The organism is Pseudomonas sp. NY8896, from assembly GCF_039634505.1.
In genome coordinates this window covers 5,340,113-5,355,221 of the sequence record NZ_CP132350.1, presented here as the reverse complement: position 1 = coordinate 5,355,221, position 15,109 = coordinate 5,340,113, and the positions used below count along the sequence as shown (strand labels likewise).

At 63.1% G+C, this 15,109-nt stretch carries 15 protein-coding genes; 8 read left to right on the top strand and 7 right to left on the bottom strand.

What is annotated here, in order from left to right; translation table 11 throughout:
- The first annotated feature begins 116 nt into the window (after positions 1 to 116).
- The 7 genes from nirB to Q9451_RS24065 all read left to right on the top strand — a co-directional run bounded on the left by nirB (position 117) and on the right by Q9451_RS24065 (position 6,548).
- Positions 117 to 2,669: a nitrite reductase large subunit NirB gene (gene nirB, locus Q9451_RS24095; RefSeq protein ID WP_012270984.1), complete on the top strand. Its 2,553-nt coding sequence runs from the start codon at positions 117 to 119 to the stop codon at positions 2,667 to 2,669.
- Positions 2,669 to 3,031: a nitrite reductase small subunit NirD gene (gene nirD / locus Q9451_RS24090; protein ID WP_012270985.1), complete on the top strand. Its 363-nt coding sequence runs from the start codon at positions 2,669 to 2,671 to the stop codon at positions 3,029 to 3,031. The genes nirB and nirD overlap by 1 nt, the downstream gene beginning before the upstream one ends.
- A 40-nt stretch (positions 3,032 to 3,071) precedes the next feature.
- Positions 3,072 to 4,004, top strand: coding sequence for a pca operon transcription factor PcaQ (pcaQ, locus tag Q9451_RS24085; RefSeq protein WP_012270986.1), 933 nt, complete (start codon positions 3,072 to 3,074; stop codon positions 4,002 to 4,004).
- 229 nt (positions 4,005 to 4,233) lie between these two features.
- On the top strand, positions 4,234 to 4,998 hold the full coding sequence (locus Q9451_RS24080; protein ID WP_012270987.1) for an FKBP-type peptidyl-prolyl cis-trans isomerase: 765 nt from the start codon (positions 4,234 to 4,236) through the stop codon (positions 4,996 to 4,998).
- 288 nt (positions 4,999 to 5,286) lie between these two features.
- Positions 5,287 to 5,727: a DUF1232 domain-containing protein gene (locus Q9451_RS24075; RefSeq protein WP_012270988.1), complete on the top strand. Its 441-nt coding sequence runs from the start codon at positions 5,287 to 5,289 to the stop codon at positions 5,725 to 5,727.
- Between the two features lie 117 nt (positions 5,728 to 5,844).
- Positions 5,845 to 6,183: a helix-turn-helix transcriptional regulator gene (locus Q9451_RS24070; protein WP_012270989.1), complete on the top strand. Its 339-nt coding sequence runs from the start codon at positions 5,845 to 5,847 to the stop codon at positions 6,181 to 6,183.
- Positions 6,180 to 6,548, top strand: a complete 369-nt coding sequence (locus Q9451_RS24065) for a hypothetical protein (RefSeq protein ID WP_012270990.1) — start codon at positions 6,180 to 6,182, stop codon at positions 6,546 to 6,548. The genes Q9451_RS24070 and Q9451_RS24065 overlap by 4 nt, the downstream gene beginning before the upstream one ends.
- A gap of 29 nt (positions 6,549 to 6,577) precedes the next feature.
- Here the strand turns inward: Q9451_RS24065 and Q9451_RS24060 are convergent, their stop codons facing one another.
- Together Q9451_RS24060 and Q9451_RS24055 are read right to left on the bottom strand one after the other, a co-directional pair.
- Complete coding sequence (locus tag Q9451_RS24060; RefSeq protein ID WP_012270991.1) at positions 6,578 to 7,498, bottom strand: EAL domain-containing protein; 921 nt, start codon at positions 7,496 to 7,498, stop codon at positions 6,578 to 6,580.
- A 118-nt stretch (positions 7,499 to 7,616) separates the two neighbouring features.
- Positions 7,617 to 9,698: a carboxy terminal-processing peptidase gene (locus Q9451_RS24055; protein WP_171577290.1), complete on the bottom strand. Its 2,082-nt coding sequence runs from the start codon at positions 9,696 to 9,698 to the stop codon at positions 7,617 to 7,619.
- Between the two features lie 140 nt (positions 9,699 to 9,838).
- Here Q9451_RS24055 and Q9451_RS24050 point away from each other — a divergent pair, with 140 nt between their 5' ends.
- A complete protein-coding gene (locus tag Q9451_RS24050; protein WP_060492600.1) occupies positions 9,839 to 10,801 on the top strand; it encodes an NAD(P)H-quinone oxidoreductase in 963 nt (320 codons plus the stop codon).
- A 103-nt stretch (positions 10,802 to 10,904) separates the two neighbouring features.
- Here the strand turns inward: Q9451_RS24050 and Q9451_RS24045 are convergent, their stop codons facing one another.
- From Q9451_RS24045 to Q9451_RS24025, 5 genes are read right to left on the bottom strand one after another with little or no spacing between them, the layout of a single operon-like run.
- Positions 10,905 to 11,558, bottom strand: coding sequence for an HAD family hydrolase (locus tag Q9451_RS24045; protein ID WP_012270994.1), 654 nt, complete (start codon positions 11,556 to 11,558; stop codon positions 10,905 to 10,907).
- Between the two features lie 14 nt (positions 11,559 to 11,572).
- Positions 11,573 to 12,562, bottom strand: a complete 990-nt coding sequence (locus Q9451_RS24040; RefSeq protein ID WP_012270995.1) for an ABC transporter ATP-binding protein — start codon at positions 12,560 to 12,562, stop codon at positions 11,573 to 11,575.
- A gap of 1 nt (position 12,563) precedes the next feature.
- Positions 12,564 to 13,358, bottom strand: coding sequence for an ABC transporter permease (locus Q9451_RS24035; protein ID WP_012270996.1), 795 nt, complete (start codon positions 13,356 to 13,358; stop codon positions 12,564 to 12,566).
- Complete coding sequence (locus Q9451_RS24030; RefSeq protein ID WP_012270997.1) at positions 13,348 to 14,187, bottom strand: ABC transporter permease subunit; 840 nt, start codon at positions 14,185 to 14,187, stop codon at positions 13,348 to 13,350. Before Q9451_RS24030 ends, Q9451_RS24035 begins: the two co-directional genes overlap by 11 nt.
- The gene (locus Q9451_RS24025) at positions 14,184 to 14,990 is read right to left on the bottom strand and encodes an alkaline phosphatase family protein (protein WP_012270998.1); all 807 of its coding nucleotides are present in this window, start codon (positions 14,988 to 14,990) and stop codon (positions 14,184 to 14,186) included. Before Q9451_RS24025 ends, Q9451_RS24030 begins: the two co-directional genes overlap by 4 nt.
- Positions 14,991 to 15,109: the final 119 nt, after the last annotated feature.

Sequence of the window (15,109 nt, the reverse complement as noted above, 5' to 3'; positions counted from 1 at the left end):
TACAACAAGCCCCGCTGATCAACGGCGATCAACCCGGGCCCCTACCGTGATGAATACAGGCAAAGGCGCCTGGAGCTTCGGCTCCAGGCGCCTTTTTTTTGATCGAGGATCGGCTTATGAAGGCAACAGTGAGCAGCGGGCAACGAGAGCGACTGGTCATCGTCGGCAACGGCATGGTCGGCCACCATTGCGTCGAACAACTGGTCAGCCGTGGCGCCCTGCAGCGCTTCGAGGTGCGGGTGTTCGGCGAAGAGCGCCAACGCGCCTACGACCGCGTGCACCTGTCCGAATACTTCGGTGGCAGTTGTGCCGAAACCCTGGCCCTGTGCGAGCACGATTTCTACAACGCCAACGGCGTGCACCTGCACCTGGGTGAGGCTGTGCTGGAGATCGACCGCGAGCGCTGCGAGGTGGTCACCGCCGAGGGCCGATACGGCTACGAGCAACTGGTGCTGGCCACCGGTTCCTACCCCTTCGTACCGCCGATCGAAGGCTCCAGCGGCAATGCCCGGCTGGTGTACCGCACCCTGGACGACCTTGATGGCATTCGCGCTGCCGCAGCCGGTGCGCGTCGTGGCGTGGTGGTCGGTGGCGGCCTGCTTGGCCTGGAAGCCGCCAACGCCCTCAAGTCGCTGGGCCTGGAGGCCCACGTCGTTGAATTCGCTCCACGGCTTATGCCGGTGCAGTTGGACGGTGAGGGCGGTGCCGCGCTTAAAGCGCAGATCGAGGCGCTGGGCGTGGGGGTGCACCTGTCACGTGCCACCCAGTCGATCAACGACGGTGAAAGCTACCGCTATCGCATGAACTTCGACGGCGGCGAGCACCTGGAAACCGACCTGGTCGTGTTCTCCGCTGGTATCCGCCCACAGGATGCCTTGGGCAGAGCCTGCGGCCTGGAGATCGCCGCGCGCGGCGGTGTGGTGATCGACAATCACTGCCGCAGCAGCGACCCACGCATCTTTGCCATTGGAGAGTGCGCCTCGTGGAACGGCAGCGTTTTCGGCCTGGTTGCCCCAGGCTACGGCATGGCCCGCAACCTGGCGGCGTTGCTGATGGGGGAGGCGGCGGTCGCGTTCACCGGCGCCGACATGTCGACCAAGCTCAAGTTGTTGGGTGTGGATGTCGGCTCGATCGGTGATGCCCACGGCGCCACCCCTGGCGCGCGCAGCTACCGCTTCATCGACGAGGCCAACAGCGCCTACCGCCGGCTGGTGGTGGACGCCAGCGGCAAGCATGTGCTCGGCGCGGTGCTGGTGGGCGACAACAGCTATTACGACACCCTGCTGCAATACGCCCAGAACGGCATTGCCTTGCCGGCCGACCCGGCAGCGCTGATCTTGCCGCAAGGCGGTGGCGCACCGGCCTTGGGCGCTGACGCATTGCCCGACCGCGCGACCATCTGCTCCTGCCACAACGTCAGCAAGGGCGCGGTGTGCGCGGCCATCGACAGCGGTTGCAGCGATCTTGCGGCGGTCAAGGGCTGCACCAAGGCTGCCAGTGGTTGCGGTGGTTGCGCGGCCCTGCTCAAGCAGGTGTTCGAGCATGAATTGACCGCCCGCGGCGTGGCGGTGGACAAGAGCCTGTGCGAGCACTTCGCCTACACCCGTCAGGAACTCTACGGGCTGGTGCGGGTTGAGGGTATTCGCACCTTCGGCGAACTGCTCGAACGCCACGGCAAAGGCCACGTTGGCTGTGACATCTGCAAGCCGGCGGTGGGCAATATTCTCGCCTCGTGCTGGAACCAGCCGATCATGGACCCGGCGCTGGTGCCGCTGCAGGACACCAACGACACCTTCATGGCCAACATGCAGAAAAACGGCACCTACTCGGTGGTGCCGCGCATACCGGGGGGGGAAATTACCCCCGACAAGCTCATCGTCATTGGCCAGGTGGCCAAGAAGTACGATTTGTACACCAAAATCACCGGCGGCCAGCGCATCGACCTGTTCGGTGCCCAGTTGCATGAACTTCCGCTGATCTGGGGCGAGCTGATCGAAGCCGGCTTCGAAACCGGCCACGCCTACGGCAAATCGACCCGCACGGTGAAATCGTGCGTGGGCAGCACCTGGTGCCGTTACGGCGTGCAGGACAGTGTCGGCATGGCCCTGCGCCTGGAGGACCGCTACAAAGGCCTGCGCAGCCCGCACAAGCTCAAGTTCGCCGTGTCCGGCTGCACCCGCGAATGTGCCGAGGCGCAGAGCAAGGACATCGGCGTGATCGCCACTGACAAGGGCTGGAATCTGTACGTGTGCGGCAACGGCGGCATGCGCCCACGGCATGCTGAACTGTTCGCCACCGACCTGGACGACGAAACCCTGGTACGCCTGATCGACCGCGTGCTGATGTTCTACATCCGTACCGCCGACAAGCTGCAGCGCACCTCGGTTTGGCGCGAGAGCCTGGACGGTGGGCTGGACTACCTGAAGCAGGTGATCATCGACGACAGCCTGGGCTTGGCCAGCGAGCTGGAAGCGCAGATGCAGCATGTGGTCGACCAGTACGAATGCGAATGGGCCAACGCCCTCAACGACCCGGAGAAGCTCAAGCGCTTCCGCACCTTCGTCAATGACCGGCGTGCCGACCCGGACATGCACTTCGTGCGCGAACGCGAACAACGCCGGCCTGCTGCGCCGCTGCACCTGATTCCAACTGTCGAGGAGGCTGTCTGATGAACCTGTCCAATGCTGCTGTGAAAACCCAAGCGACCTGGCAGGTGGTGTGCCGGGTGCAAGACCTGGTAGCCGAGTCCGGGGTGGTCGTGTGGCTGGATGGCACCCAGGTGGCGCTGTTCTACCTGCCGGGGCAGGCCCAGCCGCTGTATGCCGTGGACAACCGCGACCCGCGTTCCGGCGCCAACATCATCGGCCGTGGGTTGGTAGGCAGTGTGCAGGGTGAGTTGGTGGTGGCGGCGCCGTTGTACAAGCAGCATTTCAGCCTGCAGAGCGGCGAGTGCCTGGAGGATGCCGGGCAACAGCTTCGGGTGTGGTCGGTGCGATTCAATGGCGAGGCGGTGGAGTTGGCGGTGGCCTGATGTTCAGCTGCTGCTTGCGGCGATGCGTTAAGCTTGCCGCATGAACCTCGATACCCGCATTAAATACCGCCACCTGCTGTGCTTCCTGGAGATTGCCCGGCAGGGCAGCCTGGCCAGGGCTGCCGACGTGCTTGCGATCAGCCAGCCGGCCATCTCCAAAACCCTCAAGGAACTTGAAGACCTGTTGGAGGCGCGCTTGTTCGCGCGCAGCCGTCAGGGTGTCGAGCTGACCCCCGCCGGGACGCGCTTCATGCGTTATGCCGGGCCCAGCGTGCAGGCCCTGCGCGATGGTGTCAGCAGTTTGCGTGGCGAAGCGCGGGCGCCGTCACAGGTGCGTATAGGCGTGCTGTCCACGGTCGAGGGCCTGCTCATGCCCGAGGTGTTGTGCCGCCTGCACCAGCGCCATGACGCGCTGGTGATCAGTGTGGTCACCGGGGTCAGTGCTCAGCTGCTCGGCCAACTGCACCTGGGCGAACTGGAGCTTGTGGTCGGGCGCATGACCGACAGCCCGCAGATCCAGGGCCTGTCGTTCGAGCACCTGTACAGCGAATCGATGAGCCTGGTGGTACGCCCCGGTCACCCGCTGCTGGCCAGCGCGCCGGTGGAGCGAGCCCAGGTGGGGCGTTACCCGTTGGTGCTGCCACCGGCGGGCACCACCATCCGCCAGCATGCCGACAGCCTGTTTGTGCAATGCGGTATCCAGATGCCGGCGCAGCGCCTGGAAACCTTGTCGCTGGCCCTGAGCCGGCGTTACCTGCTGGGCAGTGATGGACTGTGGGTGGCGCCCCGCGACGCGGTCTTGCTGGACCTGCGCCATGGCGAGTTGGTCGAGCTCGACCTGGGCGTGCGCGAGCCGGGCGGTTCGGTCGGCATCTGCCGTAACGCCGCCCTGCCGCAAAGCTTGCCGGGGCAATGGGTGTGCGAGGTACTGCGTGAGGTGGCAGGGGAGTATCGCGAGGGTCAATACCCCTGATTGCAGGCTTTTCAGAATCCAGCGAAATAAATCCCTGGTTGGACCGCGCAAAAACGGCACAACGGGTCAATACTGGCCAATGGCTGCAAACGCTCACATTAATAAGCGTTTAACAACTGAACTTCCTTACTAAAACCCGCTCCTATGCCGGTAGCCATTGGTCATGGCCGCCTGCTAAGCTCGCGGCTTTACCCTGATTGCCCTTATGGCGCATGAACAAGGAAATAGCATGAAACAGCATCGTTTGGCGGCTGCGGTTGCCCTGGTAGGCCTGGTACTGGCTGGCTGTGACCAACAGGCCAGCAGCCCCGAGCTGAAGACTCCGGCGCAGAAAGCCTCCTACGGTATCGGCCTGAACATGGGCAAGAGCCTGGCTCAGGAAGGCATGGAAGACCTTGATTCCAAAGCAGTCGCCCTCGGCATCGAAGACGCCGTCAGCAAGAAAGAGCAGCGCATCAAGGATGAAGAGCTGGTAGAAGCGTTCACCGCATTGCAGAAGCGCGCCGAAGAGCGCCTGGCCAAGGCCAGCGAAGAAGCCGCCTCCGCCGGCAAGAAATTCCTCGAAGAAAACGCCAAGAAGCCAGGCGTGGTCACCACCGCTTCGGGCCTGCAGTACGAAGTGGTCAAGAAGGCCGACGGCCCGCAGCCTAAGCCGACTGACGTGGTCACTGTCCACTACGAAGGCAAGCTGATCGATGGCAAGGTATTCGACAGCTCCGTAGAGCGTGGCAGCCCGATCGACCTGCCGGTCAGCGGCGTGATCCCAGGTTGGGTCGAAGGCCTGCAGCTGATGCACGTTGGCGAGAAATACAAGCTGTTCATTCCGGCTGAACTGGCCTACGGCGCACAAAGCCCGAGCCCGTTGATCCCTGCCAACTCGGTACTGGTGTTCGACCTGGAACTGATCGCCATCAAGGACCCGGCCCAGCTGCAAGGTGCCGAGCCTGAAGGTGAGGCCCCGGCCGAAGCGCCTACGGAAGCACCTGCCAAGTAACATTGGCTGGTAGTCGCAAACGCCCCGCACTGACGGGGCGTTTTCGTTTGTGCCGATTGGACGAACCTGCAACAGCTGATACTGTCCGAGGAGATGAAGCGTAAAGATGTAGGACGTTTCTGACGCAAATCGTTTGCGGCTTAGCCAGCCCCGGTGTGAAACGACTGTGTAAAAAACGCCCGATCTGACCGGGACCCTTGCCTGGCAGGCACCGGAGGTCAGAAATATCGCCCTGTTCACAAGGTTATCCACAATAAATGTGGATAACCTTTTCCTCTCGGAGGCTCCATGAGCGCACCCTGGAATTTCGCCCGCTTTCTGCCATTGGCCGAGCGCCTGCTCAGCCGCGGCCGCTTGCCGGCCTTGCTGTTCGCGGTGGCGCGCAAAGGCCCGCGCCTCGGCCAGCTGCGTGAAGATGTGAAGCTGTTACAGTCGCTGTGCCTGGCCTGGTGGCGCGGCGAGTACCGCGCCATCAGCCCTGGGGCGCTGGTCACCATCGTGGCTGGCCTGCTGTATTTCGTCAGCCCCATCGATGCCATCCCCGACTGGCTGCTGGGGGTGGGTTTTCTTGATGACATCGCGGTGCTGGGCTGGGTGCTGAAAACCGTGTCCGACGAGCTGGCGCGCTTCAAAGCCTGGCGCGATAGCCAGGCGCCCGAACGGCTGCGCGTGGTCGAGCGCCTGCCAGCCACCCCGCAGGCGCTGCGGCTGGAACGCAATACGCACTAAGAGCGGCCTGAGCCTTCACTGCACCTCAACTGCACAGACCCCAGAGTTGGTAATATAATTGGCATAAGGGTTATGCCTACGGATTACATGCTGTAATCCTTTTTAAAGGGGTTTGTAATGGGTATTCAGGTCATCAGCCGGGACGGTCAGCCCGAGTACGCAGTCGTTCCCTGGGAGCAATACCAGGCCTTGCTCAAGGCTGCGGGGCAGGCACCTGCCGAGGCGGTTGTCAGTGAAGCGCAGGTGGGGGCAGCCAGTGCGCCATTACCGGCCTTCAGCGAAGTCGCCCAGATTCGCCAGGCCAAGGGCATTGCCCCTGAGCAACTGGCGCGCAATGTCGGGGTGAGCCCGGCGTATCTGGCCATGATCGAATCGGGCGAGCGCCAACCGGATGCTGCCATCCGCCGCGCCTTGGCCTGGCATCTTGGGGTGGCTGGCTGGAGCGAGCCATCATGAGCCAGGTCAGGATCAGCCGTCAGCACTGGGATAACCTGCTGGGCGAGCTTGACCTGGCCCGTCGACAACGTCACCTGCTGACGTACCGAGCGTTGATCGAGCGCTTGCAACTACCCAGCCCGGCCATGCAGACGCTGACCGCCGCGCTGGAATACCTGGCCGTGTTGGATGCCCGTGCCGAGCAGCCCTTGCGCAGTTCGCTGGTGATCAGCCAGGGCGCCAGCCGTTTGCCGCGTACTGGCTTTTTTGAGTGTGTCGAGCGGCTGGGGCGGTTTACCGGGCCGGTCGATGGTATGGAGGCCGCTTCTTGGCATGCCTCCGAGGTGGTCCGGGTGTTCGAGTACAGCTACCCCGAGTCTGCCTGATCAGGCTTCTTCACGGGTGAATCGGTCTGTTAAGAGGCCGTAACAAGCAGTGCATCCCTGTGGATCAATCCGCAGGCCCTGCCGTCCGCATCCACCACCTCCAGTACATTCAGGTGCTGATGCCGTCCAAGCAGCTCCAGCAATTGCCCGATCGTGGCATTCAAGCGCACTGTCGGTTGCTCGGCCGGCGGCAGGCTCGTCAGCGCCGGTAGTTCCCGCACCCCCAGCTCCTGCGGCCGTCCCAGCAGGTAACCCTGCACCAGGTCTACCCCCATCTCCCTCAGCACCGCCAGTTCCTCCGCCAGCTCGATGCCTTCGGCAATCACCTGCGCCTTTGACGCCCGGGCGATCTGCAAGATTGAGCCGACGAACTCGCGTTTGAGCGGGTCGCGGTGGATACCGTCGATGAAATGCCGGTCGATCTTCACGTATTCGGGGCGCAGCTCCGACCACAGGCGCAAGCTCGAATAGCCCGCCCCCAGGTCGTCGATGGCGATCGAAAAGCCCATATCGCGGTAATGGTGCAGGGCATTGGACAGCAGCTGGAAGTCGTCGGTGGGGGTGTGTTCGGTCAACTCGATCACGACCCGGCTGGGGGGCAGCCCGACCTGTTCGAGCAGTTTAAGGGTCAGGCCGGAGGGGTAGTGTGGCTCCAGCAGCGATTCGGGCGAGATGTTGAGAAACAGTTTGCCTTGCAGTTGCTGCTCACTGAAGCGTCGGCAGGCACTCTCCCGGCAGGCGGCCTCCAGCTCGGTCAGGCGGCCGGCCTGGCGGGCGATGGTAAACAGGTTCAGCGGCGCGTGCAGCGGGCTGTTGGAAGGGCCACGGGTCAGCGCTTCATGGCCGAACACCCGTTGCTCGCTCAGGCACATGATCGGCTGGAACAAGCTGTGGATACTGCGTTGAGCCAGGATGGCACTCAAGGCATCGAGCTGTTCGGCAACGGTCATGACGTAATCCTGAAAATGAAAGGGCCGGGCATCTGCATGCCCGGCCCTCGTATTTCACGACAGCGCGATGACTGTTTGATGACAGGTCACATTAATTTGCCATCATTGCCGCGTTGCCTTACTTCTTGGCCACCTTGGTGCTGGCGCTGAGGTAGTCGATCAGGATGCGACCGGTTTCCGACAGGTAGGCGTCGTCTTCCGGCTTGGTGTTTTCATCTTCGGCCGGCAGCGCGTCTTCATCCTCTTTCTTCAGCTCTTTCAGCGGCTCTTCACCCTTGGCCTTGCGGCGGACGTTTTCCAGCGCCAGTTGCTTGGCCTCGATTTCATCATGGCGTGCACGGCGTTCCTGTTCGTTGAGGCTGACGGTTTTTTCATTCATCAGCTTCTGGGTCAGGGCCAGCCGGTCGCGGATGTAGGTGAACTCGGCATCCTTGTCACTGCGTGCTTCATGCTGCGCCTTGAGCTGGGCCAGGAACGGCTTGAACGGGTCGGACGCCGGCCTGATCGCCGGGCGAATGGTGTCCCACGGCATGGCTTCGGGCAGCGCGCTCTCGCCGATTTCCTTGGTGTCGATGATCGACGGGTAGTCGATGTCCGGCAGCACGCCTTGGTGCTGGGTGCTTTGCCCAGAAACCCGGTAGAACTTGGCCAGGGTCAGCTTCAGTTCGCCATGGTTGAGTGGCTGGATGGTCTGCACGGTGCCTTTGCCGAAGGTCTGGCCACCGATGATCAGTGCGCGGTGGTAGTCCTGCATGGCGCCGGCGAAGATCTCCGAAGCCGAGGCCGACAGCCGGTTCACCAGCAGCGCCAGCGGGCCTTTGTAGAAGGCACCTGGGTTTTCGTCTTCCAGCACGTCGACGCGGCCATCGCTGTTGCGCACCAGCACGGTTGGGCCTTTCTCGATGAACAGGCTGGTCAGCTCAGTGGCTTCCTGCAACGAGCCGCCGCCGTTGTTGCGCAGGTCGATGACCACGCCGTCGACTTTTTCCTTCTGCAGTTCGGTGAGCAGTTTTTTCACGTCACGCGTGGTGCTCTTGTACTCCGGGTCACCTGCACGGTAGGCCTTGAAGTCCAGGTAGAAGGCCGGGATCTCGATGATGCCCAGCTTGTAGTCACGCCCGTCCTGCTTGAGCTTGAGTACCGACTTTTTCGCTGCCTGCTCTTCAAGCTTCACCGCTTCACGGGTGATCGACACGATCTTGCTGGTCTGGTCGCTAGGTGCGTTGCTGGCCGGGATGATTTCCAGGCGCACCACCGAACCTTTCGGGCCGCGGATCAGCTTGACCACTTCGTCCAGGCGCCAGCCGACCACGTCGACCATTTCCTTGTTGCCCTGGGCCACGCCGATGATCTTGTCGGCCGGGGCCACTTGCTTGGTCTTGGCGGCCGGGCCTGCCGGCACCAGGCGCACAATCTTGACCTGGTCGTTGTCGCTTTGCAGCACCGCGCCGATGCCTTCGAGCGACAGGCTCATGTTGATGTCGAAGTTTTCGGCGTTGTCCGGCGACAGGTAGTTGGTGTGCGGGTCGTAGGACTGGGCGAAGGTGTTGATGTAGGCCTGGAAGATATCCTCGGCACGGGTCTGGTCCAGGCGCGCCAGCTGGTTCTTGTAGCGCTTGGTCAGGGTTTCCTGGATCTGCTTGGGTTCCTTGCCGGCGATTTTCTGGCGCAGCACTTCGTCTTTCACGCGCTTGCGCCACAGGTCGTCGAGCTCGGCCTGGTCCTTCATCCACGGTGCGTCCTTGCGGTCGATCAGCAAGGTTTCCTTGGTGGTGAAGTCGATCTTGTCCACGCCTTTGTTCAGCTCGGCCAGGGCGAAGTCCAGGCGTTGCTTGACGCGGTCGAGGTAGCGTTTGTAGATGGTGAAGCCTGGGTCCAGGTTACCGCTCTTGAGGAAATCGTCGAATTGCGTTTTCCACTTGTCGAACTCGGCGATGTCGGCAGCGGTGAAGTAGCTGCGCGCCGGGTCCAGCAGCTTGATGTAGCTGTCGTAGATGATGACCGAGCGGGCATCGTCCAGGGGGGGCTTGCTGTAGTGGTGGCGCTTGAGCAATTCCACCACGTTGAGGCTGGCGACGATCTCGTCGCGGTCCGGTTGCAGGCTGTCCCACTTGTTGGCGGCCGCCGCATTGCCGCCGAGCGTGAGGCTGCCCAGGCCGATCATGACAGCGAGGGCGGTGCTTGGGAGGAAATGCTTCATGCTGATTCGACGTGGAGGCAATTGATCACGCATAGTAGGCCGTCTTTTCCGTTGCCGGTTCCATGGAACCGGGCAAATACTGCAAAAAGCCTGGGGTGTGCGTTCCCCAGGCCCAGTCATGATTCAACTATGGAGGCACTGTGAAGGCATTGCAAGGCGTTGACGGACATGTGGAGTGGGTCGAGGCCGAACGCCCGGCCTGTGACGCGGGCCAAGTGCGCATTCGCGTGGCCGCAGCGGGGCTGAACCGCGCTGATCTGCTGCAGATGAAAGGTTTGTACCCGCCACCACCAGGGGCCAGCCCGTACATGGGCCTGGAGTGTGCCGGGGTGGTTGAAGAGGTAGGTGCGGGTGCCGATTGGCGGGTGGGCGACCGCGTTTGCGCGCTGCTGGCCAGCGGCGCGATGGCCGAGGAAGTGGTGGTCGATGCCCGTCACGTACTGCCGGTGCCCGAAGGCCTGAGCCTGCAGGAAGCAGCGGCGTTGCCGGAGGTGTATGCCACCGCCTGGCTGAACATCTTCCAGCTCGGTGCTGTGAAGGCTGGCGAGAAGGTGTTGGTGCACGCCGGTGCCAGTGGCGTTGGCTCGGCCGCCATCCAGCTGTGCAAGGCGTTTGGCAGCCCGGTGTGGGTCAGCGTCGGTTCGCAGGACCGCCTGGCTTATTGCCAAGCGCTGGGTGCCGCGGGTGGTGTGGTACGTAACGAGAACCTGGACGCGCTGGAAGGTTTTGGCCCGTTCGACGTGATTCTCGACCCGGTGGGCGCCAGCTACGGTGAGCTCAACCTGAAGCTGCTGGCCCGTGACGGGCGCTGGGTGATCATCGGCCTGATGGGCGGGCGCAAGTTCGAGCTGGACCTGGCGCAGGTGCTGGGCAAGCGCCTGGAGATTACCGGCTCCACGCTGCGTAACCGTGATGACGGCTTCAAGGCCGAACTGCTGAGTGAGTTGCAGCAGCAGGTGTGGCCGCTGTTTGCCGAAGGGCGCTTGTCGCCGCAGCTGGTCGATACCTACCCGGTGGAGTTTGCCCAGGCGGCGTATGCCGAGCTTGAGACCAATCAGGTGTCAGGAAAGCTGGTGATGGTGATCGACGCGAGCCTGGTGTAAGCAGGCCTGGCCCCTTCGCGGGTACCCCGCTCCCACAGGGATCGCACCCTTTCGTGGAAGCGGGTTCACCCGCGAAGAGGCCAGAACAGGCAATGAAGTACTTTCAGGTCCAGCTCAGGATCGGCCAGCCATTGGTCTGGGCATGTTCACGCAATACCGCATCGGGGTTCACCACATGCGGATGGTCCACCTTCAGTAACAACGGCAGGTCATTGCGTGAGTCGGAATAGAAACTCGCCCCCTCCAGATTTTCCTGCTCCTGATCCAACCACTCCAGCAGCCGGGTGATCTTGCCCTCGCGGTAGGTCAGCACCCCGTGGGTCTTGCCGGTATACACCCCGTTCACCGCCTCCAGCTCGATTGCCAGGTACTCGTCCACCCCCAGCCGCGCCGCAATCGGCCCCACCAGGTGCGTCCCCGAAGCAGAAATGATCAGAATGCGATCGCCACGCTTGCGGTGTTCGGCAATGCAGCGGCAGGCGTCGCCATAGATGATCGGTTCGATCACGTCTTCCACCCACGGCTCCACCAGGTGCTCGACTTCTTCCAGGGTACGCCCGGCAATCGGCTCCAGGCTGAAGGCCATGTAGTCCTCCATCTGCAGGTGGCCCTTGCCGTAGGCTTCCATCAGTTCATGGTCGCGGCGCAGGAAATCCTTGCCGTCGACCCAGCCCAGCCGGGCCATCTGCTCGCTCCACAGCGACGCGCAGTCGCCGTGGATAAGGGTTTCGTCCAGATCGAAAATTGCCAGTGCCATTGTGTTGAGTCTCCTTAGGCCACTTCCCGCAGCGCCGTGGGGTCGATCGACAAGCTTACCCGTTTTCCGTCCGCGTGCAGGTCTGCCGGCGAGCGGTTGAGCACATCGACCACCAGCTCCACTTCGCGCACCTTTACGCGGTAGCGAATCACGTTGCCCAGCAGGCTGTGGCTACGCACTTCTGCGTCTAGTTCGCCGTTCACGCCCAGGGTGATCGACTCCGGGCGGATCGCCAGGCGGCTGGCCACCGGGCGCTGCAGCAGGCGGCTGGCGCTGTCGGCGTCGAGCAGGTTGTAGTTGCCGATGAAGCCGGCGGCAAACAGGTCCACAGGCGCTGTGTACAGAGTTTCGGCATCACCACTCTGGACGATGCGGCCCTGGTTCATCAGGAAGATGCGGTCGGACAGGGTCAGCGCCTCTTCCTGGTCGTGGGTGACGAAGATGGTGGTCAGCCCCAGCTCGCGCTGGATGGCGCGAATCTGCTCGCGCAGGTGCTTGCGGATACGCGCATCCAGTGCCGACAGCGGCTCGTCGAGCAGCAGCAGGCGCGGGCGGGTGACCAGCGAGCGGGCCAGGGCCACGCGTTGGCACTGGCCGCCAGACAACTGGTGCGGGTAGCGCCCGGCGAATGTGCCCAGCTCAACCAGCTCCAGGGCCTCGCGCACTCGCAGCTGGCTTTCGTCGGCTTTGACTTTCTGCATGCGCAGGCCAAAGGCGACGTTCTGCTCCACGGTCATGTTGGGGAACAGTGCGTAGCTTTGGAACACCATGCCGATGCCACGTTTTTGCGGGCTTAGCGGCACGATGTCGTGGCCGTCGAGGAGGATCTGCCCGCTGTCCACCGGGGTCAGCCCGGCGATGCAGCGCAGCAGGGTGGATTTGCCGCAGCCGGACGGGCCCAGCAAGGTGACGAACTCGCCGCGTTCGATGTGGCAGTCGATGTTCTCGAATACCGGGCTGCCGGCGTAGCTCTTCTGCAGTTTCTGTACGCTGACGAAGCTCATGTCAGGTCTTGTCCTTGTTCAGGCGGTTGGCGACCCAGGTCAGTATCAGCACGAAGGCGAAGTAGGAGATCACCAGTGCGCTGTTGAAGTGGCCGCTGCTGTTGCGCATGTTGTTCAGGTACACCTGCAGGGTCTCGTAGCGGGTGCCGACCAGCAGGTTGGCGAATACGAATTCGCCGAACAGGAACGAGAACGACAGCAGCAACGCCACCATCAAGCCCTTGCGCAGGTTGGGCAGCACCACCAGCAGTGCTGCCTGCCAGGTGCTGGCGCCGAGCAACTGCGCGGCGTCCATCAGGTCGCGCAGGTTGATGGCCTGCAGGTTGTTGGTAATGGCCCGGTACATGAACGGCAGCGCGATGGTGAAGTAGCAGCCGATCAGGATCCACGGTGTGCCGACCATGGCCATCGGCCCGCTGCCGTACAGTTGCAGCAACCCCACCGACGACACCACCGGCGGTACCGCGAAGGGCAGCAGGATGAGGATGTTCATCAGTGCGTCGAGTTTGGGGAAGTGGTAGTGCACCACGAACAGCAGCGGCAATATCAGCACCACCGACAGCAACAGCGCGCCCACGCACACCAGCAGTGACTGGCCGAAGGCTGCCAGAAAGCGCGGCTCGCTCCACAATGCCGCATACCATTTCAGGGTCAGGCCACTGGGCAGCAGGCTGGCCGACCAACTGGTGGCCAGCGAGTAGAGCAGGGTGCCGGCCAATGGCAGCAGCAGGATCAGGAACAGCAGGTACACCACCACGCGATGGTACCAGCCGCCGGAAAGGGCGTCAGCGCGCATGGTAGCTCCTCTTCAGCAGCCATTGATGCACCACCGTGACCAGCGTCATCAGCCCCACCAGCACCATGGCCAGGGCGCTGGCCAGGTTCGGGTCGAGGCTGATGTCGCCGGCCACCAGGCCGGCGATACGGATCGGCAGTACGTTGAAATTACCCGTGGTCAGTGCGTACACGGTGGCGTAGGCACCGAGGGCGTTGGCCAGCAGGATGACGAACGTGCCCAGCAGTGCCGGGGTCAGCACCGGCAGGCCGATGTGCCGCCAGTACTGCCAGTGGTTGGCGCCCAGCAGTGCGGCCGACTCGCGCCAGTCTTCACGCAGCGCGTCGAAGGCGGGGTACAGCAGCAATACGCCCAGCGGGATCTGGAAGTAGGTGTACACCAGGATCAGCCCGCTCTTGGAATAGATGCTGAAGTCTTCCAGCAGGCCGACCTGCTTCAGCAGCAGGGTCAGTGCGCCGTTGAAACCCAGCAGGATGATGAAGGCGAAGGCCAGCGGCACCCCGGCAAAGTTGCTGGTCATGTTGGCGAAGGCACTGACGAAGTCGCGCAGCTTCGAGTCCACCCGGCGCAGTGAATAGGCGCCGAGGGTGGCGATGACGATGCCGAACAGGCTCGACCAGAAGCTGATTTCCAGGCTGCGTTGCAATGCCTGCAGGTAAAACTTCGAGGCGAATACCTTGCTGAAGTTGTCGATGCCCCAGCCGGCGTCCGATTGCAGGCTGTTGGTCGCCACCCAGGCCAGCGGGGCGACCTGGAAGATGACGAAGAACACGGCGAACGGCAGCAGGCAGAGCAGGGCCAGGTAGCGGCCACGGGCGCCGCCATTCACTTCAGCAACTCCCGGCAAACCGTTTTGTCGTGCGCGGCGCCCAGCAGCTCGCAGATGGTGCCGCACAGCTCGGTCTGCAGCGGTTTGGCGGCCGGGTCCAGGCTGAAGGCGTCGCCAAACACGAACAGCGGCACTTCGCGCTCCTCGGCCAGCAGGCCGTTGTGCGAGCGGTCGTTGTTCATGCCATGGTCGGCGGTAACCAATACCTGATAGCCCTCTTCGAGCCAACCCGGCAGGTAGTCGGCCAGCAAAATATCCACGCTGCGCGCAGCGTTGCGGTACTGGCTGCTGTCCAGGCCGTGACGGTGGCCGATGTCGTCAACGCTCATCGGGTGCACCAGCAGGAAGTTGGGGGCGTGACGGCGGCGCAGGTACTCGCCGTCGGCCAGCAGGTGCGAGTCGGGGTAACGGTCGTCCCAGTAGAACAGCCCGTGCTGGATCGGCAGCTTGGGCGCATGGGTGTGGCGGTCGCGCTGCGGGTCGAAGGGCGAGCGGTTGTACAGTTCGCTCATCCAGTGATAGGCCGCGGCTGCGGTGCCCAGGTTGGCCTCGCGGGCGTAGTGGAACACGCTGCGCTGGTTGGACAGGCGGTTGATGTTGTTGTGCACGATGCCGCTGTCGATCGGCGGCACGCCGGTGAGGATGCATTCGTACAGCGGCCGCGACAGCGACGGCAGCTCGCATTCCACCCGGTATAGCGCGGCGCGGTCGGCCTCGACGTAAGCGTGCAGGTGGCCCATGGCGTGGTGAGCGACCTGGTAGTTGAGGCCGTCCAGCAGGACCAGGATGACGTTGTGGCTCATTCAATACTCCGCAAAGGAACCGGGGAGGGCTTCGCCCTCCATTCGCGATACAAGGCCGCTCCCACAGGGACAGCGAAAACCTCTGGGGCGACGCGGGCCCTGTAGGAGCGGCCTTGCGT